This window comes from Cryobacterium sp. PH31-L1, from assembly GCF_030063145.1.
Taxonomy (GTDB): Bacteria; Actinomycetota; Actinomycetes; order Actinomycetales; family Microbacteriaceae; genus Cryobacterium.
The window spans coordinates 85941-106631 of the sequence record NZ_JASISM010000006.1 but is presented as its reverse complement, the minus strand read 5'-3'; the positions used below and the strand labels follow the sequence as shown (position 1 = coordinate 106631).

Below are 20691 nucleotides of genomic sequence, written 5' to 3'. Positions count from 1 at the left end.
GATCGGCCGCCGCCCAGAGTGCGGTGCAAGAATGGTGCAATGGCTGATACCACTGCTCCCGCTCTTATTCCCGCTGCACGCTCGAACGAGAACCGTTCAACGACGCCGGGATCCACCGGCTTCAAATCGTTCATCGCGAGCGGCTGGGCCGATCGCACCGACGTGCTGCCGCCCGCCCGCGAACAAGCACCCTTCGCCGCCGCCCGACGTGCACGACTCTCGGCCCAGCACCCCGGAGCGCGCCTGATCATTCCGGCCGGCCGGTTGAAGCAGCGCTCCAACGACACCGACTATGCCTTTCGCGCGCACTCCGCATTCGCCCACCTCACCGGCTGGGGCAGCGACAGCGAACCCGGCGCCGTTCTCGTGCTCGAACCAACGGATGCCGGCCACGACGCCACCCTGTACTTTCGCGAACGAGCAGGCCGCGACTCCGACGAGTTCTACGCCAACCCCGACATCGGCGAATTCTGGATCGGCCCGCGCCCATCGGTGGCCCAGGTCGCGAGCGACCTCGCCCTCGACGTGCGCGGCATCGCCGAGCTCGCCCACGTGCTGAACGCCGTCGACAGCGAAACCCTCGTGCTGCGGGAGGCCGACCCGACCTTCACCGAGCAGGTCGACGAAGCCCGCCTACGCTTCGCCGCCGAACGGGTACTCGGCACCAGCGCGACCGATTCCGCGTTCAGCATCGAGATCAACGCCGAGCACGAGCCCGACGGGGCGCTGGCCCGCGACGTCTCCGAACTGCGCCTGGTGAAGGATGCCTACGAGATTGCGCAGATGCGTCTCGCCGTCGCCGCGACCGCACGCGGCTTCGACGACGTCATCGCCGATCTGCCGCGCTCGAGCCAGCACGCCCGCGGCGAACGCCTGGTCGAGGGCGTCTTCAACACCCGGGCGCGCAGCGACGGCAACACGGTCGGCTACGACACCATCGCGGCTTCCGGCCCGCACGCCTGCATCCTGCACTGGACCCGCAACGACGGCGTCGTCGCCCCCGGCGACCTGATTCTCATCGACGCCGGCGTTGAGCTCGACAGCTACTACACCGCCGACATCACCCGCACCCTCCCGGTCAACGGCGTCTATACCGAGGTACAGCGCCTGGTCTACGAGACCGTTCGCGAAGCAGCGGATGCCGCCCTAGCCGTCGTGCGCCCCGGCGCGGTGTTTCGCGATGTGCACGCGGCAGCAATGAACGTCATCGCCCGCCGCACCGCCGAGTGGGGCATGCTCCCGGTCACCGCCGACGAGGCCCTGCAGCCGGAGAACGGCCAGCATCGCCGGTACATGGTGCACGGCACCAGCCATCACCTCGGCATCGACGTGCACGACTGCGCTCAGGCCCGCCGCGACATGTACATGGACGGCGTGCTCGAACCTGGCATGGTCTTCACCATCGAACCGGGCCTGTACTTTCAGCCCGACGACCTCACCGTTCCGGCCGAATTCCGCGGCATCGGCGTGCGCATCGAAGATGACATCCTGGTGACCGAGACCGGTGCCGAAAATCTCTCGGCCGCGATTCCCCGCACCGCCACCGAGGTAGAGGCGTGGTTGGCGGCGTCCAAGCGCTAACCGGTTCGCGAGAGCGCAAAGAGTGCCCGTTTGAGAATCTCAATCGGGCACTTCTTGCGCTCTCGGGTGACTAGTCGGACGGGGTTGTGAAGGGTGCCGGCGGCTCTTCGCCCAGCAGGTTGCGGGCACGGTGCACCAACTCGGGGTCAACGATGATCTGGTAGCTGGTCGCGATCACCTGCATGGTCGACGTGAAGTCGCGACGGCGCCGGTTGATGGCGTAGCTCGCGATTCCGAGCAGCATGCCGAACCCGGCACCCATGATGAGCGCGGCAAACACGAACGGCAGGCTCGATCCGGTGGGCGAGAACAGAAAGAACAGGATGCCGAAGAAGATTCCGAGCCAGGCACCGGATGCCGCCCCCGCGAGCGCGACCCGGCCGTAGGTCAGTTTGCCGGTCACCCGCTCAACACTTTTGAGGTCGTTGCCCACGATCGAGAGCTGTTTCACCGGAAAATCGGCCTTCGCGAGAGTGTCGACCGCGGCCTGCGCATCAGCGTACGTGCTGTAGGTGGCGAGCACCTGCCCGCGCGGCAACACGGGGGGCAGCACCGGGCGGCGTCGGGAGAAAAGGCTCTGATTGCTCATGGCCCCATTCTTTCATGACGGCCCGGCTGCGGGGCTGAGTGGTCGTTCAGCGAAAAGGAACCCTCCGTGCCGGGCCACCAAAGTCAGTCCAGTGGCCTACATTTATAGTGTGAGTGCCACCAGAGTTTTCGTTGCCCGACTGGCCGGGTGCACCGTTTTCGACCCCGCGGGCGACCGCGTGGGCAAGGTGCGCGATGTTCTCGTGGTGTATCGAAAAAACGACCCGCCCAGCGTCGTCGGCCTGATCGTGGAGATCCCGGGCAAACGCCGCGTATTCGTGTCGATCAACCGGGTCACCAGCATCGGCAGCGGCCAGATCATCACCACCGGCCTGATCAACGTGCGCCGCTACGAACAGCGCGGCGGCGAGGTGCGTGTCATCGCCGAATTGCTCGGACGCAAGGTGCTCTTCACCGACGGTTCCGGCGAAGCCACCATTGAAGACGTCGCGATCAAGGAGGGCACGGAGGCGGACTGGGCCATCAGCCAACTGTTCGTGCGCCGCCCCAAAACCAGCGCCTCACCCTTCGTCAAGGGCGTCACGACCTTTGCCACCTGGGCCGAGGTACGTGAAAAAGAAACCAAGGGCCAGGCGCAATCCGCCGAGCACCTCATCGCGACCTACTCCGACCTCAAGCCCGCCGACCTTGCCAACACCCTGCTCGATCTGCCGCGCGAGCGCATGTTCGAAGTGGCCGGTGAGCTGCCGGACGATCGCCTCGCCGATGTGCTCGAGGAGATGCCCGAAACCGACCAGGTCGGCATTCTGACCAGCCTCGGCGACGCCCGCGCCGCCGACGTGCTCGACCAGATGCAGCCCGACGACGCGGCCGACCTGATCGCCCAACTGCCAGAGGAGCGCGGCGAGCAGCTGCTCGACCTGATGGAGCCCGAAGAGGCCGAAGACGTTCGCTTTCTGCTCTCCTACGCCCCCGACACCGCGGGTGGGCTCATGACGACCGAACCGATCATCGTTTCAGCCGACGCCACCGTCGCCGAAGGGCTCGCGCGCATCCGTCGGCACGACCTGGCCCCGGCGCTCGGCGCGGCGATCTGCGTTACTCTGCCGCCCTACGAAGCGCCCACGGGTCGTTTTCTGGGCATGGTGCATTTTCAGCGGATGCTGCGCTACCCGCCCCACGAACGCCTCGGCACGCTGCTCGACGCCGGACTCGACCCGGTCACCGCCGACACGTCCGCCGCCGAAGTGAGCCGTATTCTGGCGAGCTACGACCTCGTGTCGGTGCCCGTGGTCGACGAGAACTACCGACTGGTCGGGGTGGTGACGATTGATGACGTGCTCGACTATTTGCTGCCCGACGACTGGCGCAGCCACGACGGCAATGATGATGTGCGCCGCCGGGCCGCTGCCCGCAGCGAGCTGAGAACCGGCAGTATTCCGCTGCCCGGAGCGCAAAGGACAGCTCGTGGCCCGCAATAACCGCGCCGACCTGCGCCTGGACGCCCCCAAGGGCCTGCGTACGAGCAACATCGTTGGGTTGAATCGGAGCGGACACAGCCGGGATCGGTTCGGCCGCTTCACCGAGGCGATCGCCCGCGGCATGGGCACCCCGTGGTTTCTGCTCGGGCTCACCCTGTTCGCCGTTGCCTGGATCTCGTGGAATACCCTCGCTCCGGTCGACTGGCGCTTCGACTCCGTCGCGCTCGGGTTCATCGCGCTGACCCTGGTTTTGTCTATGCAAGCCTCCTACGCCGCGCCGATGATCCTGCTGGCGCAGAACCGTCAGGATGACCGCGACCGGGTGCAGTTCGAACAGGACCGGCAGCGGGCCGAACGCACCCTCGCCGACACCGAGTACCTCGCCCGCGAGGTCGTGGCCCTGCGCATCGCGATCAAGGACATGGCCTCGAAGGATTTCATTCGCGCCGAATTGCGTACGTTGCTCGAGCATTTGGAGGAGCGCGGTCACCTGGACGAACCTACAGACTCCGACAGCACCAACGAAAGCCGCCCCACAGCATGACTCCTGCCCCACTGAGTTCAACACCCGACAGCATCCGCGCCCGCGTTTTCACCGCCTTGGCCGGAGTGACCGACCCCGAGATTCGCAAACCCATCACCGACCTCGACATGGTGTCGGGGGTGGCGGTGAGCGAGACCGGGCGGGTGAGCGTCGGCATCCGCTTGACCATTGCTGGTTGTCCGGCCGCTGCGCGCATTGAGAGCGATGTTCTGGCCGCCGCCGAGTCGGTGGTTGGGGTCGGCCTGGCGAGCGTGGAGGTGGCGATCATGACCCGTGAGCAGCGCACCGCGCTCACCGAGAAGCTGCGCGGCGGGCAGGTGGAACGCAGCGTGCAGTTCGGCCCGGAGTCCCTCACCCGGGTCTATGCGATCACGAGCGGTAAGGGCGGCGTGGGCAAGTCCACCGTCACCGCGAACCTGGCGGTGGCCCTGGCCGGCGAAGGACTGCGGGTGGGCATCGTGGATGCCGACGTGCACGGCTTCAGCATTCCCGGCCTGCTCGGCCTCGTGCACGACGGACTCGCCGTGAAGCCGACCCAAGTCGGCGATATGATTCTGCCGCCGATCGCGCACGAGGTGAAGGTCATTTCGATCGGCATGTTCATCGATGACAAGTCGGCCGCAGTCGCGTGGCGCGGACCGATGCTGCACCGAACGATCAAGCAGTTTCTCACCGACGTGTACTTCGGCGACCTCGACGTGCTGCTGCTCGACTTGCCGCCCGGTACCGGCGACGTCGCCATCACGGTCGGCCAGCTGCTCCCCCACGCCGAGGTCATCGTTGTCACCACCCCGCAGGCGGCGGCGGCGGATGTGGCGGAGCGCAGCGGGATCGTGGCGCGCCAGACCGGGCAAAGCGTCTACGGCGTGATAGAGAACATGTCCGCCCTGGTGCAGCCCGACGGCAGTCGGCTCGAGCTGTTCGGTTCCGGCGGCGGCGCCGAGGTCGCTCGGCGACTTTCGGTCGGGCAGGACGTGCCGGTACCCGTGCTCGCCCAGGTGCCGTTGAGCCTGGCCCTGCGCAGCGGCGGGGACGACGGGCTGCCGGTTGTGCTCGGCGCCCCCGACGACCCCGCAGCCCGCGCTATTCTGGCGCTCGCCCGCAGCATGAAGACCCGCGCGCGGGGGCTCGCCGGGCTCAGCCTCGGGCTCACGCCCCGCTGAAACCTATTCCTCCGGCTTGGCCAGCGTCGCCGCGTGGTCGGGAACCTGGTGGTTCAGCTCGCGCGGCGGTCGCTCATAGTCGGAGGCCGGCGGGCGCGGCGGAATGCGAACCTTGGGCGGGTCGGTTTTCTCGTACGGCACCAGCGAGAGCAGATGGCTGATCACGTTCAGTCGGCTGGACCGCTTGTCCTCGCTCTCCACCACCCACCAGGGCGCCTCGGCAATGTCGGTGTGCACGAACATCTCGTCTTTCGCCTTGGAGTAGTCCACCCACTTGGTGATCGATAGCACATCGGTTTCAGACAGCTTCCAGCGGCGCATCGGATCCTTCAGACGGGAACGAAAACGGCGTTCCTGCTCCTGGTCGGACACCGAGAACCAGTATTTGACCAGCAGGATTCCGTCTTCGACCAGCATCCGCTCGAATAGGGGCGCCTGGTGCAGAAACCGACGGTATTCGTCACTCGTGCAGTAGCCCATGACCCGTTCGACGCCCGCCCGGTTGTACCAGGAGCGGTCCATCAGCACGATCTCGCCGTTACTCGGCAGGTGTTCGATGTATCGCTGAAAATACCACTGGCCGCGCTGGCGTTCGGTGGGCATCGGCAGGGCTACCACGCGCGCAACACGCGGATTGAGATACTGGGTAATGCGCTTGATCGCCGATCCCTTGCCTGCGGCATCGCGGCCCTCGAAAATCACCACCACCCGGGCACCTGATAACTTCACCCATTGCTGCATGGTGACCAATTCGGCCTGCAATCGGGCCAGTTCGGCCTCGTAGGGCTTCTTCTTGACGCGCACAATTTGCGGGGGGCTTTTCGACATCGAATCTCCTTTGCGAATGGGCTTTAGGTGGCCTCAGTATCGAACGGTGCCGGTTCGAGCGCGGCGAGGGCCGCTTCCCGTGCCCGTTTACGTTTGAGGTAGGCGCCCTCCGGGTTCGGTTCGGCGCGAGAAATCGTAGCGGACTGGTCCTTGAACGGGTCCTCGTCGGCGAGGGCTTCCCGGATGATGCGGCGCGGGTCATACTGGCGCGGGTCTAGTTTTTTCCAGTCCAGATCGTCGAACTCCGGACCCATTTCATCGCGCATGCGGTCCTTGGCACCGTTAGCCATATCGCGCAACTGGCGCACGAGGCGAGCGAGCTGCGCGGCATAGTGCGGTAGCTTGTCGGGCCCGAGCAAAAAGACAGCGATGATCCCGATCAGAAGAATCTTCTCGAACGTCAGCCCAAACATGTCCTTAGAGTAACTGCCCGGCGAGGCATCCACAGACCACACGCGCCCCGGCCCTAGTCTTGACCTAATCATCTACTGGAGTTATTTGTGTCTGACATTGAACTGAACTGGAAATTCTCCGACGACTGTGTCGTGGAGTCCGAAGCTATCGCTAGGGCGCGCCAGCAATCCCTCGAGTTGGGGATCGATGCCATCGCGCCCTCCGTCGGAGCGCAATCGGCCGTTCTGGCGGCGGCCACCGGGGCACGTAGCATCCTCGAGGTCGGCACCGGGGCCGGAGTTTCGGGGATCTGGCTACTGACCGGAGCTCCCGGCGCAACCCTCACCTCGATCGATACCGAGGTCGACCACCTGCAGCACGCGAAGGCGAACTTCACCGAAGCGAAGATTCCGGCGAACCGGGTGCGCCTCATCACGGGCAAGGCCGGCGAGGTTCTGCCGCGCATGAACGAGAATTCTTACGACATTGTGTTCATTGACGCCGACCCGCAGTCGGTCATCGAGTACGTCGAACACGGACTGCGCTTGGCTCGTCCGGGCGGTACGGTGCTCGTCGCACACGCTCTCTGGCGGGGACGGGTGGCCGACCCGGCCCAGCGCGACGATGTCGCGACCGGGTTCCGCACCCTGCTGACCGAGATCGCCGCGTCGAGCGCCGTGATCAGCGCGCTGTCCCCGGTCGGAGACGGGCTGCTGCAGATCACCAAGCTGCGCGCCTAGAACGTTCCCGGATACATCAGAACGGCCGCGCAGTCACTGCGCGGCCGTTCTGATGTATTAACTATAGGAACACGAGGCTACTTCGCCGCAGCGACAACCCCGGCAAGTGCATCGTGAAGTTCCTTGGCCTCGGCGTCGTTGACGGAGACAACGAGCCGACCCCCACCTTCGAGCGGTACACGCACGATGATCAGGCGCCCCTCTTTTACAGCCTCCATTGGACCGTCTCCGGTACGTGGCTTCATGGCCGCCATGAACTCCCCTTCCATTCGTCTTTGTATACCTATTATCGACTATCTCGGCCCAAGACGTAAATTAGGGTCGGACTCAGTGTCAGATCAGGCTCCTTACGGCGGAGTCCAGTCGTATCCATCGACGCCCCAGCAGATCAGCAGCCAGCCCCATTGTCCGGCCACGAAGATCAAAACGATCGACACCCGATAGATGCGGCTGCGCGGCAGCGCGGCGGCGCCCAGCAGTGGAAACATCGGCATGAGCAGCCGGAACGTGCTCGATTGCGGAAAGAACACGGCGAGCAGGTACAGGCCATAACTGGCCACCCAGACGCGCAGGTCCACGCCGAGCCGACGCACAGCGGGCGTGAACAGCAGCATGCCAAAGGTCAGGATGAGGGCGGTGACCACCACAATGCCCCACGGACTGCCGAGCCACCAGACTCCGCCCTGGAACCAGGCCGTGAACGGAACCAGTTCCACGTAGCCGATGTACGGTGCCCGCCAAGCCAGCTCGGTGTCGGTGTACGCCATCAGGTCGCCGGTCGCCGCCCAGGCCGCGATCGGCCAGGTCAGTCCCATCAGCGAGCTGAACAGGGCAACGGAGGCCGCCAGCATCCGTTCGGCGACGGAAAACTGGTCGCGGCTGCGCGTGACGAAGCGGTATATCACGTGCAGCCCGAGGGCGAGGGCTAACGCGAGCCCGCTCGGCCGGGTGAGGGCCATCACCGTGATCACCGGGAACAGCAGCCAGTAGCGGCGCTCGAGCAGCAGGTAGAGGGCGAGGGTGAGAAAGAACAGGTACATCGACTCGGCGTAGGCGAACTGCAGAATCGGTGACAGCGGGGCAACGCAGAACAGCACCACCGAGAACAGGGCGGTCGCCGGAGACTGCACCCGCGCCATGAGGCGGTAGAACAGCAGGGCGGTTCCGAGGCTGAAGACGACCGACACGAAAACCGCCACCGGCGCCCACGGAAAATTGGTCAGTTCCATGAGCAGCCGGGCCACCACCGGGTAGCCCGGCATGAACGCCCAGGCGTTCTCGCCGATCTGCCCGGTCTCGGTTACCGGCAGCACGCTCGGGTAGCCGCCGAAAGCGACGATGTTGTACCAGCGGCCGTCCCACATGGTCGCGAAGTCGGTGTATTTCGGGCTGGCGCCGGTCCACGCATTAGGGCCCTGCACGCTCGCCAGCACGAGGATGAGACTGGTCGTGACCAGGCGTGACAGCGCCCAGACCGCGAACACCTTGCCCCACCACGGGGTCAGTCGGTAGCGGGCGTGCCAGGCGGGCGGCAGCCGGCGCGCGCGCGACCGGGGGACGGTCTGGCTGCGGGGGCGGAGCATCCGCTCAGTCATTCCTGCTCTGCTTTAACGAATGGATGCGCTCAGCCAGGCGCGCAGGCCGTTTTCGCAGGCTGTGATCTCTTCCACGGCGACGCGTTCGTCGTCGGCGTGCGCCTTGAGCGGGTCGCCGGGGCCGTAGTTGACGGCCGGAACGCCGAGGGCGGAGAAGCGGGCGACGTCGGTCCAGCCGTACTTGGGCGTGGCCACTCCGCCGACGGCGTTGAGGAATTCGCGGGCGAGCGGGGCGTCGAGACCGGGGCGGGCACCCTCGGCCCGGTCTACCACGGTGAGGTCGTAGCCGGCGAACAGCTCGCGCAGGTGCGCGACGGCTTCGTCGGCGCTGCGGCTGGGGGCGAAGCGGTAGTTGACGTGCACCATGCACTCGTCGGGGATGATGTTGCCGGCGACGCCGCCGGTGATGCCGACCGCGTTGAGCCCTTCGCGGTAGACCAGGCCCTCGACCTCGACCTCGCGGGCCGTGTAACCGGCCAGAATGTTGAGAATCGGTGCGGCCTTGTGAATGGCGTTCTCACCGACCCAGCTGCGCGCGGAGTGCGAGCGCAGGCCGAAGGTTCGAATCTCCACGCGCAGGTTCCCGTTGCAGCCGCCCTCGATCTGGCTTCTGGTCGGCTCGCCGAGAATGGCGAAGTCGCCGGCGAACAAGTCGGGACGGTTGCGGGCGAGGCGTCCGAGGCCGTTGAGCTCGTCGGAGACCTCTTCGTGGTCATACCACATCCAGGTCACGTCGACGGCGGGGTCGGTCAGTTCTGCGGCGAGCTTCAGCTGCACGGCCACGCCGGCCTTCATGTCGACGGTGCCGCGGCCCCAGAGATACTCGGTGCCGTCGATCGTCTCGTAGCGGGTGGGCAGATTATTGTTGAGCGGCACCGTGTCGATGTGGCCGGCGATGACGACGCGCTGCGCACGATTCAAGTTGGTGCGGGCGACGACGGTGTCGCCGTCGCGAATGATCTCGAGGTGGTCGAAACCGTCGAGCGCTGCCACGATCGCGTCGGCGAGGGCGGTCTCATTGCCCGAGACCGACTCCATGTCACAGATTTGTCTGGTCAGGTCGATGGACGTGGCCGTGAGATCGAGCACGGTGATTTTTGCTGGGGCAGGAGTCGTAGAAGTCACTCTACTAATCTAGAGGTATGCCCTCCGTAGTTTCCGAAAACGCTCCTGCCACACCGACCCAGGCCTGGGGGTACGGCCTCGCCACCGTCGCAGCCGACGGCACGGTGCTCGATACCTGGTTTCCGACCCCGGCACTCGGCGCCCTGCCGACCGGCCGTGATCGCTGGATCGTTCCGGCGGAATTGAGCGAAGCGGCCGGCGACGACGCCCGCCGCGCGGTGCGTCTGGAAGCCGTCACGGTCGAAATCACCCTCGACGCGGCCCCAGCCAGCACTTCGGATGCCTACCTGCGGCTACACCTGCTCTCGCACCTGCTCGTTCTGCCGAACAGCATCAACCTCGACGGCATTTTCGCGCACCTGCCCACCGTGGTCTGGACCAACGCCGGCCCCATGCTTCCGGCCGATTTCGCCCGGTTGCGCCCCGCCCTGCAGCGCGCCGGCATTCAGGCCAGCGGCGTCGACAAATTTCCGCCGCTGCTCGACTATGTCGTTCCGGCCGGCGTGAGAATAGCGGATGCCTCGCGCGTGCGACTCGGCGCGCACCTCGCCACCGGCACCACGGTGATGCACGAGGGTTTCGTCAACTTCAACGCCGGCACTCTCGGCTCGTCCATGGTCGAGGGCCGTATCTCGCAGGGTGTCGTCGTCGGTGACGGCGCGGATATCGGTGGCGGGGCATCCATTATGGGCACCCTGTCCGGTGGCGGAACGCAGCGCATCTCGATCGGCGCGCGGGCGCTGCTCGGCGCCAACTCGGGCGTGGGCATCGCGATCGGCGATGACAGCGTGGTTGAGGCCGGACTCTACGTGACGGCCGGTACCAAGGTCGTGCTCGTGGGCGAACCACGACTCACCGACGGTACGATCGCCACGGTGAAAGCGGTCGAGCTTTCGGGCCTGCCGAACCTGCTGTTTCGCCGCAATTCCATCTCCGGTGCGGTCGAGGTGCTCGCCCGCAGTGGCAGCGGAATCACGCTGAACGCCGCGCTGCACGCCTGAGCCGGTACTGACAAGCGGATGTCGGTGGGTTCCGCTAGCATCCGGGTAGCGCATATCTGCTCTTGCGGGGACGCGCGATTCACGAAGGAGTGACGTGGGAACCGACGCACCGCGCAGCAAGGGGCACCGCGGCGTTCGACGACTACTGATCGCGCTCGCGGTCGTGGTCAGCCTGGTTCTCGTCACTGCCGGGCTCGGTGTCTGGACGGTCACGCGGTCGTTTCCGACGCTCGCCGGCAACGTCGACATCACCGGCCTGACCGACCAGGTGACCGTCGTTCGCGACGACGCCGGAATTCCCCAGATCACCGCGAAAACCGCGAGCGACCTGTTTCTCGCTGAGGGCTACGTGCACGCCCAGGACCGGTTCTGGGAGATGGATTTTCGCCGCCACGTCACGAGCGGTCGACTGTCGGAGCTGTTCGGCGAGAGCCAGGTCGGTACCGATACGTTCGTGCGCACCCTCGGCTGGCGGGCCGTCGCCGAGCAGGAAGTGGCCCTGCTCGACCCGGTGACGCTCGGCTATTACCAGTCCTACGCCGACGGAGTGAACGCCTACCTCGACACACATCAGGGCGCCGACCTGTCGTTGGAGTATGCCGTGCTGGGGCTGCAAAGCCCCGGGTACCAGGTCGAAAAGTGGACTCCGGCTGATTCCGTGGCCTGGCTGAAGGCCATGGCCTGGGACCTTCGCTCCAACCTCGACGATGAGATCGACCGGGCCTTACTGTCGACGACCCTCACGCCCACCGAGGTGAGCCAGCTGCATCCCGACTATCCGGCCGGACAGCACCCCACCATCACCGGCAGCCAGGCCCTCACGCTGCCATCGGCCGGCGCGCCTGCCCCGGATTCAACGGATGCACCCGCCGCTCTGGCTGAGGTCGACTCCTACGCCGGAGCCCTGGCCGAGCTGCGCGCGCATCTCGGGTCGGTGCCCGAGCTTCTCGGGCCGGCCGGCGGGGAGATCGGCTCGAACTCCTGGGTGGTCTCGGGCTCGCTGACTGACACCGGCAAGCCGCTACTGGCCAACGATCCGCACCTCGGCCCGGCGTTGCCCTCGGTCTGGTACCAGGTGGGGCTACGCTGCCAGTCGATCACCGCCGATTGCCCGTTCGACGTGGCCGGGTACAGCTTCTCCGGCCTGCCCGGTGTGATCATCGGCCACAATGAGCGTATCGCGTGGGGGTTCACCAACCTCGGGCCCGACGTCGCCGATCTTTACATCGAGAAGGTCACCGGCGACAGCTACGAATTCGACGGTGTACAGAAGCCGCTGCTGTTGCGTGACGAGAAGATCTCCGTCGCCGGCGGTGACGACGTGAAGATCGAGATTCGTTCGACCGAACACGGACCATTGTTGAGCGGGTTCGACGGCACCAGCTACCAGCAGATCGCGAGCGACTTTCCCGAGGCCACCGGGCTGACACCCGCCCTCGCCGCCGAGGCGGGCGCCGAGCAGACCAGCTACGAGCTATCCCTGCAGTGGACGGCGCTCACGCCGGGGCACACGGCATCCGCTATTTTCGCCTTGAACCAGGCGACCGACTGGACGGGTTTTCGCGCCGCGGCCGCCCTCTTCGAAGTGCCGGCGCAGAATCTTACCTACGCCGATGTCGACGGAAATATCGGCTATCAGGCGCCCGGGCTCATTCCCATTCGGGCCAGTGGCAACGGCACCCTGCCGGTTCCCGGCTGGACAAGTCAGTACGGCTGGACCGGATACATCCCCTTCGACGCCCTGCCCAGCACGTTCAATCCGCCGAGCGGATACATCGTCACGGCCAATAACGCCGCCACTGACCCGAGTTACCCGTACCTGCTGACCGCCGACTGGGACCTCGGCTATCGGGCGAACCAGATCACGGCTCGGCTACAGGAGCTCATCGCAGCAAAAACCCCGGTGACAGCAGAGCTGATGAGCGAAATTCAGGGTGACAACTACAGCGCCATCGCGGCGACGCTGGTTCCGGCCCTGCAACAGGTGCGGCTCACCGGCGACGCCGCCGACGCGCAGAAGTTGCTCGACGGCTGGGACTATCAGGTCGATGCCGATAGTGCGGCAGCGGCTTACTTCAACGTGATCTGGCGCACCCTGCTGCACGACATGTTCACCGGCAAGATCGACGACGGCGCTGCTCTCACCGGTGGCGACCGGGCGTTCTCCGTGGTCACGAGCCTTCTCGACCAGCCGGATTCCCCTTGGTGGTCGAACGCAGCCTACGGCACCGTCGGCCAGGAGAGCATGCTGCGGCGGGTAATGACGGATGCCGCGGCCGAAGCCGCCGATCTCATGGGCTCGAACCCGGCAGGGTGGCAGTGGGGCAGCATCCACACGTTGGAGCTCACCAACCAGAGCTTCGGTAAGTCCGGCATCGCCCCGCTGGAGTGGTTATTCAATCGCGGCCCGTACGAGTTGGCCGGAGGTTCGGCCGTCGTCAACGCGGTGGGTTGGGATGCCACCCAGGGGTACCAGGTGGACTGGGTGCCGTCGATGCGGCAGGTGGTGAGCCTGGAGAACTTCGATGACTCCACCTGGATCAATCTCACCGGAGCGTCCGGTCACGCCTTCCACCCCAACTACACCGATCAGGCGCCGCTTTGGCGCGACCACGAGACCCGTCCGTGGCTGTTCACACCCGCCGCAATCAACGACAACGCGAGAAACACCCTGACCCTCGAGCCCGCCGCATAGCTGCAAGCTGACGTCGGAGCAGGAGTGGACTCTGTGCGGCACCGGCGACTTCCCCGTTGTCTCGCGCCACCCCGAGTGGCAACCCACTATCGCGGCCCCGACAACGCCCTGCACCATATGCTCGCCCGCCACCGTTCTCTCGGTAACCGACCTGCAGACCTTTCCCGCACCTCCGGCGCCCACCGGCATGGAACCGGGCGGCTGGGCGATCGTCGGGCTGGCGGCGAATTTCTGGGCGACGGCATCCGCTCATATCGGCGACGGACTCTTGCTCGGACAACCCGCCCAAGTTCTGTTCACCCCCATCAACTACCGCTGGAACTTCGGCGACGGCAGCACGGCGTCGAGCCCCACCGGCGGAGCCAGCTGGGCCGACCTCGGTCTGGCCGAATTCTCCACCACCCCCACCAGCCACAAATACGCGGCCAAGGACAGCTACACGGTCACGCTCACCGTCGATTACCGAGCCGACTACAGCCTCGGCGACCAGGGCTGGCCCCGTCGAAGGAACCGTCAGCACCATTCACCGTCGTCGCCGCCAAAGAATCCACCGTGCTCGTCGCCGAAGACTGCAACACCAACCCCCACGGCCCCGGCTGCTGACGCCGCTACGCACTTCGCGGCACCGGTTAAAGACGAGGGCACCCCTACGTAGGGGGGCCCTGAGCTATAAGGAGTGCCGCGAACAGCGAGCCCGGCCGCCGGCCGCGGGTTCGACAATCCGACTCGCCACGTCGGTCAGCTAGGCCCTGTCTAGCGGCGCGGGTAGTCGCGGGCTGCGGAGCCCACGTAGAGCTGCTGCGGGCGGCCGATCTTGGTGGCCGGATCCTCGTTCATCTCACGCCAGTGCGCGACCCAGCCCGGCAGCCGGCCGATCGCGAAGAGCACGGTGAACATGCGCGTCGGAAAGCCCATGGCCTTGTAGATGACGCCGGTGTAGAAGTCGACGTTGGGGTACAGGCGACGTTCCTTGAAGTAGTCATCGTTCAGCGCGATGTGCTCGAGTTCCTGGGCGATGTCGAGCAGGTCGTCCTTGACGCCGAGGGCGGCGAGCACCTCGTGGGCGCTCTCCTTGACCAGGGTGGCCCGCGGATCGTAGTTCTTGTAGACCCTGTGGCCGAAGCCCATGAGCTTCACGCCCTGCTCTTTGTTCTTCACTCGTTCGACGTACTTCTCAACGCCCTGACCGGATGCCTGGATCTCGCCCAGCATCGACAGCACGGCCTCGTTGGCGCCGCCGTGCAGTGGGCCGAACAGCGCGTTAATGCCCGAGGACACCGATGCAAACAGGTTGGCCTCGGTCGAACCGACCAGGCGCACCGTTGAGGTGGACGCGTTCTGCTCGTGGTCTTCGTGCAGCATCAGCAGGCGTTCGAGCGCCTTGCTGACGACCGGGTTGATCTCGTACGGCTCGGCCATGTTGCCGAAGTTGAGCTTGAGAAAGTTGTCAACGAAGCTCAGCGAGTTGTCGGGGTAGAGAAAAGCCTGGCCGACGCTCTTCTTGTGCGCATAGGCGGCCATGACCGGCAGCTTCGCGAGCAAGCGGATGGTCGAAATCTCGACCTGCTCCGGGTCCTTCGGGTCGAGCGAGTCCTGGTAGAACGTCGACAGAGCAGAGACACCGGAGGCGAGCACGCTCATCGGGTGTGCCTTGTGCGGCAAGGAGTCGAAGAAGCGGCGCATGTCTTCGTGCAAAAGCGTGTGGTGACGGATGCGATCGTCAAAGTTGGCCAGTTCGCTCGCGCTCGGCAGCTCGCCGTAGATCAGCAGCCAGGCCGTCTCGAGAAAGTTCGAGTTCTGGGCGATCTGTTCGATCGGATACCCGCGATAGCGCAGGATGCCCGCGTCACCGTCGATGTAGGTGATCGCGGAGCGGGTGGCCGCGGTGTTGACGAAACCGTAGTCCAGCGTGGTGAGGCCGGTCTTCTTGGTCAGGGTGGAGATGTCGATGCTCGACACGCCGTCCACGCTGGTCAGGATCGGGAACTCTGCGCTCCCGCCGGGGAAAGTGAGAGTGACCTTGTTGGGGTCAGCGCTCATCGGTTCGCCGGATGTTGTCTGCTGCGCGACGTTGGTCACGGAGCCTCCTCGAGTATCACTGCCGGATGAAATGTGGCGACGCGTCACTGAATCGGCCAGTGGTGAAACTGCTGTGGTCGATTCTGTCGCGACTACAGCCTAATCGGCCTGACCGCCTACTGTTGCATCAGCTAAGAGTTCGGGCGGTTCGTTGGTGATAGTCCACAGAGCTCCACCCCAGATGGGGGGCTGGTTCAGGCCAGAAGGCGCGATGCGGCAGCAGCGATGCGCTCATCCGTTGCCGTCAGCGAGAACCGCACGTGTTCCGGGTAGACATCGCCGTAGAACGGCCCCGGGCCGGCCAGGATGCCGAGTGCCGCCAGCCGTTGGATGGATTCCCACGCGGGTCGTCCCTCGGTCGCCCAGAGGTAGAGCCCGGCTTCGCTCCGATCGATGCGAAAGCCGGCCTGTTCGAGGGCGGGGCGCAGCACAGCGCGGCGCGCACGATAGCGCTCCTTCTGCACGGCGACATGCTCGTCGTCACCGAGGGCGGCGATCATGGCTGCCTGCAGCGGCGCGGGGAGCATGAGTCCGGCGTGCTTGCGCACGGTGAGCAGCCGCCCGAGCACGCCGCCACAGCCCGCGGCGAAGGCCGCTCGATACCCGGCCATGTTCGACTGCTTGCTGAGCGAATAGATCGCCACGATGTTGCGGCGGTCTCCCTCGATCACTCCCGGGTCGAGGATGCTCGGGATCGGCTCGGAATCCCACGGGGCGTCCCAGCCGAGCTCGGCATAACACTCGTCACTCACGATGACGGCATCGAGTTCCCGGGCGCGGGCGACGGCGGCCCGCAGGTCGTCGATAGTCAGCACCCGTCCATCCGGATTGCCGGGGCTGTTCAGCCAGATCAGCTTCGTCGACGCCGGCCACTCGGCCGGATCGTCGGAGGCCAGAGCAGTGGCGCCGGCAATGGCGGCGCCGATCGCATAGGTCGGATACGCGGCCCGGGGATGCACGATGGTATCGCCTTCGCCGAAGCCGAGCATGAACGGCATGAGCGCGACCAGTTCCTTGGAGCCAATAGTGGGCAAAACGTTCTTCGGCTCCAGCCCGGTGACACGGCGGCGCCGGGCGTACCAGGCGATGATCGCCTGCTGCAGGGCGGGCGTACCGACCGTTTGCGGGTAGGCGTGGGCATCCGAAGACGTGCGCAGCGCCTGCTGCACCACGTCGGGCGTGGCGTCGACCGGCGAACCGATCGACAGGTCGACGATGCCGCCCTCGTGCTGTCGGGCCTGCGTAGCGAAGGGGACCATTTGGTCCCAGGGGTAATCCGGAAGCGGCTTGAGCACGTAGACCGCTTAGTGCGTACCCTGCGGCGGCAGTGCGGAGATGACGGGGTGGTCCTTGGCGAGTACGCCGACCTTGGCGGCGCCTCCCGGGGAGCCGAGGTCATCGAAGAATTCGACGTTGGCCTTGTAGTAGTCGGCCCACTGTTCGGGCAGGTCGTCTTCGTAGTAGATGGCCTCGACCGGGCAGACCGGTTCGCAGGCTCCGCAGTCGACGCACTCGTCTGGATGGATATAGAGGGAGCGTTCACCCTCATAAATGCAGTCCACCGGGCATTCGTCGATGCAGGCACGATCTTTCACATCGACGCACGGAAGAGCGATCACATACGTCACAGGCTGGGGATTCCCTTCGAGAGCGGACTCCTGATTCTACGCCCCCTCGGTCGGTGCCCCTTATCGGCGGCGCGGCGGCAGTTTCGGCCAGGCCAGCACGAACGCCGCGATGAGCGCCGGAACGACGGTCCACAGGGTTCCCGGCAGGCCGGCCGGCACGAGCACTGATCCACCTGAGCCACGCAGGGACAGCACGAAAATGGTCAAGAGCAGCCCAGCTGCGGCGAGTCCGACCACGAACCGGTCCCCCACCACGAGGCGCAGCCCGATCAGCAACGCGCCAATGCCCACGAACGCGATGGCCAGGCCGATCGGCAGCTCCGCGCCGAACACTGTCAGGGTGGCCTGGTGCGCGATGGTTCCCAGCACCCCAAACAGGATGCCCAGAGCCAGGCCCCCGAGACCGGCCAGCGACCGGTTCGCGATGGTGAGGCGAGCGGGGCGAGGCGCGGGCGGTGCGAGGGCGGGGCGGGGGGCATCCGTTCTGAGGAAGGTTTCAGTGTCGGTGATCAGATCGGTGCTACCGTCGGCGAGGGTGCGCGTGCGCTCGGTCACACTCCAGCGCGCAGGGAAGCGCGCGAGCGCGCGCAGCTTCTGGTCGAGGTGATCGCCCACGTCGATCGCGATGAGGCGCTGGCCGGGTGCCTGCCGCACCGTGCGGGCGAGGAACACCGGCAGGCCCGCCCCGTGTGAGGCGGTCGTCGCACAGTCGCGCAGAGCTTCATCGACAGTGCCGATGACCACGGCCGTCGCACCGAGCTCGTCTATCGCAGTGTGCAGCGCCTGTGTGAGTCCGGGCTCCGGCGGCAGGCGGTGCCAGGTGCGCGCCCCGAGTTCGGCCAGAGCAGCGGAGGCAGCGGCATCATCGGTTGCGGCCAGCGCGACGGCATCTGTTTCGCCCCGGGCAGCGGGATAGAGCACGACCACCCGCGACCCGTCGGCGCGGAGCCGTGCGATGGTGCCGCCGGTCAGGGCGGATTCATCGCCCGGCCGGTCATGCACGAACAGAATTCGCTCGCCGCTGCCGGACATGACCATGGGCGTACGCACCGTTTCTGCTCTTGCGGGCCGTTCGTTGCTGGGTAAAGTCTGTGCCTGAATCAAATCATAACTAGACACGATCGCGCGGTTCGGACTAGAGTCAACAGCGGTAAGGTTAGCCTTACCAAATTTTTTGCCAGAAACCATTGCCCGAATAGTTCGAGGAACCCTGTGCTCGCAAACTACCTGATCGGCCTGCGCGAAGGCCTTGAAGCCGCGCTGATCGTGACGATTCTCATCGCCTACGTCGTGAAAATCGGTCGACGTGACCTGCTGCCGCGCATCTGGCTCGGCGTAGCCCTGGCCGTGCTGCTCGCCCTGGGCATCGGCGCGCTGCTCACCTTCGGCACGTATGGGCTGTCGTTCACCGCCCAGGAGACCATCGGCGGCGTGCTGTCGATCGTCGCGACCGGCCTGGTGACCTGGATGGTGTTCTGGATGCTGCGCACCGCACGCGACCTCAAGGGTCATCTGCAGGGCAACATCGACAAGCACCTCGTCGGTGCCGGCCTCGGTCTCGTACTCGTGGCGTTCCTGGCCGTCGGCCGGGAGGGCATCGAAACGGCCCTGTTCATCTGGGCCGCCGTTCAGGCCACCGGCGCAACGACCATGCCGTTGCTCGGCGCTGCGCTCGGTATCGTGACCGCGATCGGCCTGGGCGTTTTGATTTACGCCGGCATGCTCAAGATCAACCTGTCGAAGTTTTTCACCTACACCGGCGCCATCCTTATCGTCGTGGCCGCTGGCGTGCTCTCATACGGCGTGCACGACCTGCAGGAGGCCGGCCTCCTGCCCGGGTTGCACGCCCTCGCGTTCAACGTGAGCGCCGCCGTACCGCCGGACAGCTGGTACGGCACCCTGCTCAAGGGCACCCTGAACTTCTCCCCTGCCACCACCTGGCTGGAAATGTTCGCCTGGCTGGCCTATGCCGTGCCCACCCTGACGGTCTTCATCAGAAAGAGCCGTCACGGCCGCACGAGCACCAGCCCAGCCCCGGCTGCACCAACCGCGCCGTCGCCAACGCCCGTCGCCGCACACTGACTTTTTTCTCGCCCAGTTCAAAGGATCTCCATGCCCCGTGTCTTACGTTCCGCCAGCCTGTTCGGCCTCGGTATTCTCGGAATCGGCCTCCTGAGCGGCTGCGTCGCCAATAATCCGGCGGCCACCCACACAGCCATCACCGTGGACAGCAGCGCGACCGACTGCGCGGTGAGCGCGAACGAGGCGCCGGCAGGCAGCATCCGCTTCTCGGTCACCAATTCCGGCGACCAGGTGACCGAGTTCTATCTGCTGGCCGAAGACGGCCTGCGCATCGTCGGGGAAGCCGAGAATATCGGCCCCGGCCTCAGCCGCGACCTGGTGGTACAGCTCGATGCCGGCAGTTACTTCACCGCCTGCAAGCCGGGCATGACCGGCGACGGTGTCGGCAAGGCCGCGTTCACCGCCACGAAAACGGATGCCGCCGCCACCGTCAACGTTGACCTCGCGACCCAGATCGACACCGCCAACACCAACTACGCCTCGTACGTGAGCGACCAGATCGACCAGCTCGTCACCGGCACCGACGCGTTCGCCGCCGCCTATTCAGCGGGGGACGATGACACCGCCCGCAGCCTGTACGCATCGACCCGGGTGCATTGGGAACGCGTGGAGACCATCGCCGAATCGTTCGGCGACCTCGACCCGAAGCTCGACCTGCGCGAAGCCGACCTCGAAGAGGGCCAAAACTGGACCGGCTGGCACGCCATCGAGAAGGACCTCTGGCCGCAGGACGCTGAGGCAGGTTTCCTGGCTTACACCGCTGGCAAGCGCGTGGCGCTCACCGAGCAGCTCGTCGCTGACACCGCCACCCTGCACGAGAAGGTGCAGGGCCTCACCTTCAACCTGTCGCAGCAGACCAACGGGGCGATCGGCCTGCTCGACGAGGTCGCCACGGGCAAGGTCACCGGCGAAGAGGAGACCTGGTCGCACACCGACCTCTGGGCTTTCCAGGCCAACGTCGACGGCGCCAAGGTGCTCTACGACGGGGTGCGTCCCATTTTGCTGAAAACGGATGCCGACCTCGCCGCGTCGCTCGACACCGAGTTTGCTTCGTTGCAGACGCTGCTCGACGCCCAGCGCGTCGGCGACGGCTTCACGCTCTACACCGACCTCACGCCGGCCGAGGTTCGCGCCCTCGCCGACCAGGTCAACGCGCTCGGCGAGCCGCTGAACCAGCTCACGGCCGCGCTCGTGTTGTGAGTCGCGC

20 protein-coding genes are annotated in these 20691 nt (G+C 65.9%); 10 read left to right on the top strand and 10 right to left on the bottom strand.

Annotated features, from left to right (window positions below; all coding sequences use genetic code 11):
- Positions 1 to 39 precede the first annotated feature (39 nt).
- Entirely contained in the window at positions 40 to 1581 is a 1542-nt protein-coding gene (locus QMF22_RS13055; protein WP_283454285.1) for an aminopeptidase P family protein, read from the top strand.
- Positions 1582 to 1651: 70 nt separating this feature from the next.
- Here QMF22_RS13055 and QMF22_RS13050 read toward each other — a convergent pair whose 3' ends face one another.
- Complete coding sequence (locus tag QMF22_RS13050) at positions 1652 to 2170, bottom strand: YflT domain-containing protein (RefSeq protein ID WP_283454284.1); 519 nt, start codon at positions 2168 to 2170, stop codon at positions 1652 to 1654.
- 109 nt (positions 2171 to 2279) lie between these two features.
- Here QMF22_RS13050 and QMF22_RS13045 point away from each other — a divergent pair, with 109 nt between their 5' ends.
- The 3 genes from QMF22_RS13045 to QMF22_RS13035 are packed head-to-tail and all read left to right on the top strand — an operon-like array spanning position 2280 to position 5318.
- The gene (locus QMF22_RS13045; protein ID WP_134346433.1) at positions 2280 to 3611 is read left to right on the top strand and encodes a magnesium transporter MgtE N-terminal domain-containing protein; all 1332 of its coding nucleotides are present in this window, start codon (positions 2280 to 2282) and stop codon (positions 3609 to 3611) included.
- Positions 3598 to 4155 carry a DUF1003 domain-containing protein gene (locus QMF22_RS13040; protein ID WP_283454281.1) on the top strand — a complete coding sequence of 186 codons (558 nt, stop codon included), beginning with the start codon at positions 3598 to 3600 and terminating at the stop codon, positions 4153 to 4155. Before QMF22_RS13045 ends, QMF22_RS13040 begins: the two co-directional genes overlap by 14 nt.
- Complete coding sequence (locus tag QMF22_RS13035; protein WP_283454279.1) at positions 4152 to 5318, top strand: Mrp/NBP35 family ATP-binding protein; 1167 nt, start codon at positions 4152 to 4154, stop codon at positions 5316 to 5318. Before QMF22_RS13040 ends, QMF22_RS13035 begins: the two co-directional genes overlap by 4 nt.
- 3 nt (positions 5319 to 5321) lie before the next feature.
- Here the strand turns inward: QMF22_RS13035 and ppk2 are convergent, their stop codons facing one another.
- Entirely contained in the window at positions 5322 to 6146 is an 825-nt protein-coding gene (ppk2, locus tag QMF22_RS13030; RefSeq protein ID WP_283454277.1) for a polyphosphate kinase 2, read from the bottom strand.
- A gap of 23 nt (positions 6147 to 6169) precedes the next feature.
- On the bottom strand, positions 6170 to 6559 hold the full coding sequence (locus QMF22_RS13025) for a sec-independent translocase (RefSeq protein WP_283454275.1): 390 nt from the start codon (positions 6557 to 6559) through the stop codon (positions 6170 to 6172).
- Between the two features lie 87 nt (positions 6560 to 6646).
- Between QMF22_RS13025 and QMF22_RS13020 the strand changes: the two genes are divergently transcribed.
- Positions 6647 to 7279, top strand: coding sequence for an O-methyltransferase (locus QMF22_RS13020; protein ID WP_134503727.1), 633 nt, complete (start codon positions 6647 to 6649; stop codon positions 7277 to 7279).
- Positions 7280 to 7356: 77 nt separating this feature from the next.
- Here the strand turns inward: QMF22_RS13020 and QMF22_RS13015 are convergent, their stop codons facing one another.
- From QMF22_RS13015 to dapE, 3 genes are all read right to left on the bottom strand, one after another.
- Positions 7357 to 7533: a DUF3117 domain-containing protein gene (locus tag QMF22_RS13015; RefSeq protein ID WP_092108645.1), complete on the bottom strand. Its 177-nt coding sequence runs from the start codon at positions 7531 to 7533 to the stop codon at positions 7357 to 7359.
- Between the two features lie 93 nt (positions 7534 to 7626).
- Positions 7627 to 8874 (bottom strand): hypothetical protein, encoded by a 1248-nt coding sequence (locus QMF22_RS13010; protein ID WP_283454268.1) that lies wholly within the window; start codon positions 8872 to 8874, stop codon positions 7627 to 7629.
- Positions 8875 to 8886: 12 nt separating this feature from the next.
- Complete coding sequence (gene dapE, locus QMF22_RS13005) at positions 8887 to 9969, bottom strand: succinyl-diaminopimelate desuccinylase (RefSeq protein WP_283454674.1); 1083 nt, start codon at positions 9967 to 9969, stop codon at positions 8887 to 8889.
- Positions 9970 to 10016: 47 nt separating this feature from the next.
- On the opposite strand from dapE, the gene dapD reads away from it, so the two are divergent.
- The 3 genes from dapD to QMF22_RS12990 all read left to right on the top strand — a co-directional run bounded on the left by dapD (position 10017) and on the right by QMF22_RS12990 (position 14350).
- A complete protein-coding gene (dapD, locus tag QMF22_RS13000) occupies positions 10017 to 11000 on the top strand; it encodes a 2,3,4,5-tetrahydropyridine-2,6-dicarboxylate N-succinyltransferase (RefSeq protein ID WP_283454265.1) in 984 nt (327 codons plus the stop codon).
- 94 nt (positions 11001 to 11094) lie between these two features.
- Entirely contained in the window at positions 11095 to 13695 is a 2601-nt protein-coding gene (locus QMF22_RS12995) for a penicillin acylase family protein (protein WP_283454263.1), read from the top strand.
- A 187-nt stretch (positions 13696 to 13882) separates the two neighbouring features.
- Positions 13883 to 14350, top strand: a complete 468-nt coding sequence (locus tag QMF22_RS12990; protein ID WP_283454260.1) for a PKD domain-containing protein — start codon at positions 13883 to 13885, stop codon at positions 14348 to 14350.
- Positions 14351 to 14448: 98 nt separating this feature from the next.
- Here the strand turns inward: QMF22_RS12990 and QMF22_RS12985 are convergent, their stop codons facing one another.
- The 4 genes from QMF22_RS12985 to QMF22_RS12970 all read right to left on the bottom strand — a co-directional run bounded on the left by QMF22_RS12985 (position 14449) and on the right by QMF22_RS12970 (position 18452).
- Positions 14449 to 15735 (bottom strand): citrate synthase, encoded by a 1287-nt coding sequence (locus tag QMF22_RS12985; RefSeq protein ID WP_283454672.1) that lies wholly within the window; start codon positions 15733 to 15735, stop codon positions 14449 to 14451.
- A gap of 233 nt (positions 15736 to 15968) precedes the next feature.
- On the bottom strand, positions 15969 to 17069 hold the full coding sequence (dapC, locus tag QMF22_RS12980) for a succinyldiaminopimelate transaminase (RefSeq protein ID WP_283454258.1): 1101 nt from the start codon (positions 17067 to 17069) through the stop codon (positions 15969 to 15971).
- Between the two features lie 9 nt (positions 17070 to 17078).
- On the bottom strand, positions 17079 to 17402 hold the full coding sequence (gene fdxA, locus QMF22_RS12975) for a ferredoxin (protein ID WP_283454256.1): 324 nt from the start codon (positions 17400 to 17402) through the stop codon (positions 17079 to 17081).
- A 60-nt stretch (positions 17403 to 17462) separates the two neighbouring features.
- A complete protein-coding gene (locus QMF22_RS12970; protein ID WP_283454254.1) occupies positions 17463 to 18452 on the bottom strand; it encodes a PIG-L deacetylase family protein in 990 nt (329 codons plus the stop codon).
- A 162-nt stretch (positions 18453 to 18614) separates the two neighbouring features.
- On the opposite strand from QMF22_RS12970, the gene efeU reads away from it, so the two are divergent.
- Positions 18615 to 19484, top strand: coding sequence for an iron uptake transporter permease EfeU (gene efeU, locus QMF22_RS12965; RefSeq protein WP_283454253.1), 870 nt, complete (start codon positions 18615 to 18617; stop codon positions 19482 to 19484).
- 30 nt (positions 19485 to 19514) lie between these two features.
- Entirely contained in the window at positions 19515 to 20684 is a 1170-nt protein-coding gene (gene efeO, locus QMF22_RS12960) for an iron uptake system protein EfeO (RefSeq protein ID WP_283454251.1), read from the top strand.
- The last annotated feature ends 7 nt before the right edge of the window (positions 20685 to 20691 follow it).

Coding starts and splice junctions, on each gene's coding strand:
- QMF22_RS13055 (WP_283454285.1), top strand. CDS start 40: ATGGCTGATACCACTGCTCCCGCTCTTATTCCCGCTGCACGCTCGAAC.
- QMF22_RS13050 (WP_283454284.1), bottom strand. CDS start 2,170: ATGAGCAATCAGAGCCTTTTCTCCCGACGCCGCCCGGTGCTGCCCCCC.
- QMF22_RS13035 (WP_283454279.1), top strand. CDS start 4,152: ATGACTCCTGCCCCACTGAGTTCAACACCCGACAGCATCCGCGCCCGC.
- ppk2 (WP_283454277.1), bottom strand. CDS start 6,146: ATGTCGAAAAGCCCCCCGCAAATTGTGCGCGTCAAGAAGAAGCCCTAC.
- QMF22_RS13025 (WP_283454275.1), bottom strand. CDS start 6,559: ATGTTTGGGCTGACGTTCGAGAAGATTCTTCTGATCGGGATCATCGCT.
- QMF22_RS13015 (WP_092108645.1), bottom strand. CDS start 7,533: ATGGCGGCCATGAAGCCACGTACCGGAGACGGTCCAATGGAGGCTGTA.
- QMF22_RS13010 (WP_283454268.1), bottom strand. CDS start 8,874: ATGACTGAGCGGATGCTCCGCCCCCGCAGCCAGACCGTCCCCCGGTCG.
- dapD (WP_283454265.1), top strand. CDS start 10,017: ATGCCCTCCGTAGTTTCCGAAAACGCTCCTGCCACACCGACCCAGGCC.
- QMF22_RS12990 (WP_283454260.1), top strand. CDS start 13,883: ATGGAACCGGGCGGCTGGGCGATCGTCGGGCTGGCGGCGAATTTCTGG.
- QMF22_RS12985 (WP_283454672.1), bottom strand. CDS start 15,735: ATGAGCGCTGACCCCAACAAGGTCACTCTCACTTTCCCCGGCGGGAGC.
- efeO (WP_283454251.1), top strand. CDS start 19,515: ATGCCCCGTGTCTTACGTTCCGCCAGCCTGTTCGGCCTCGGTATTCTC.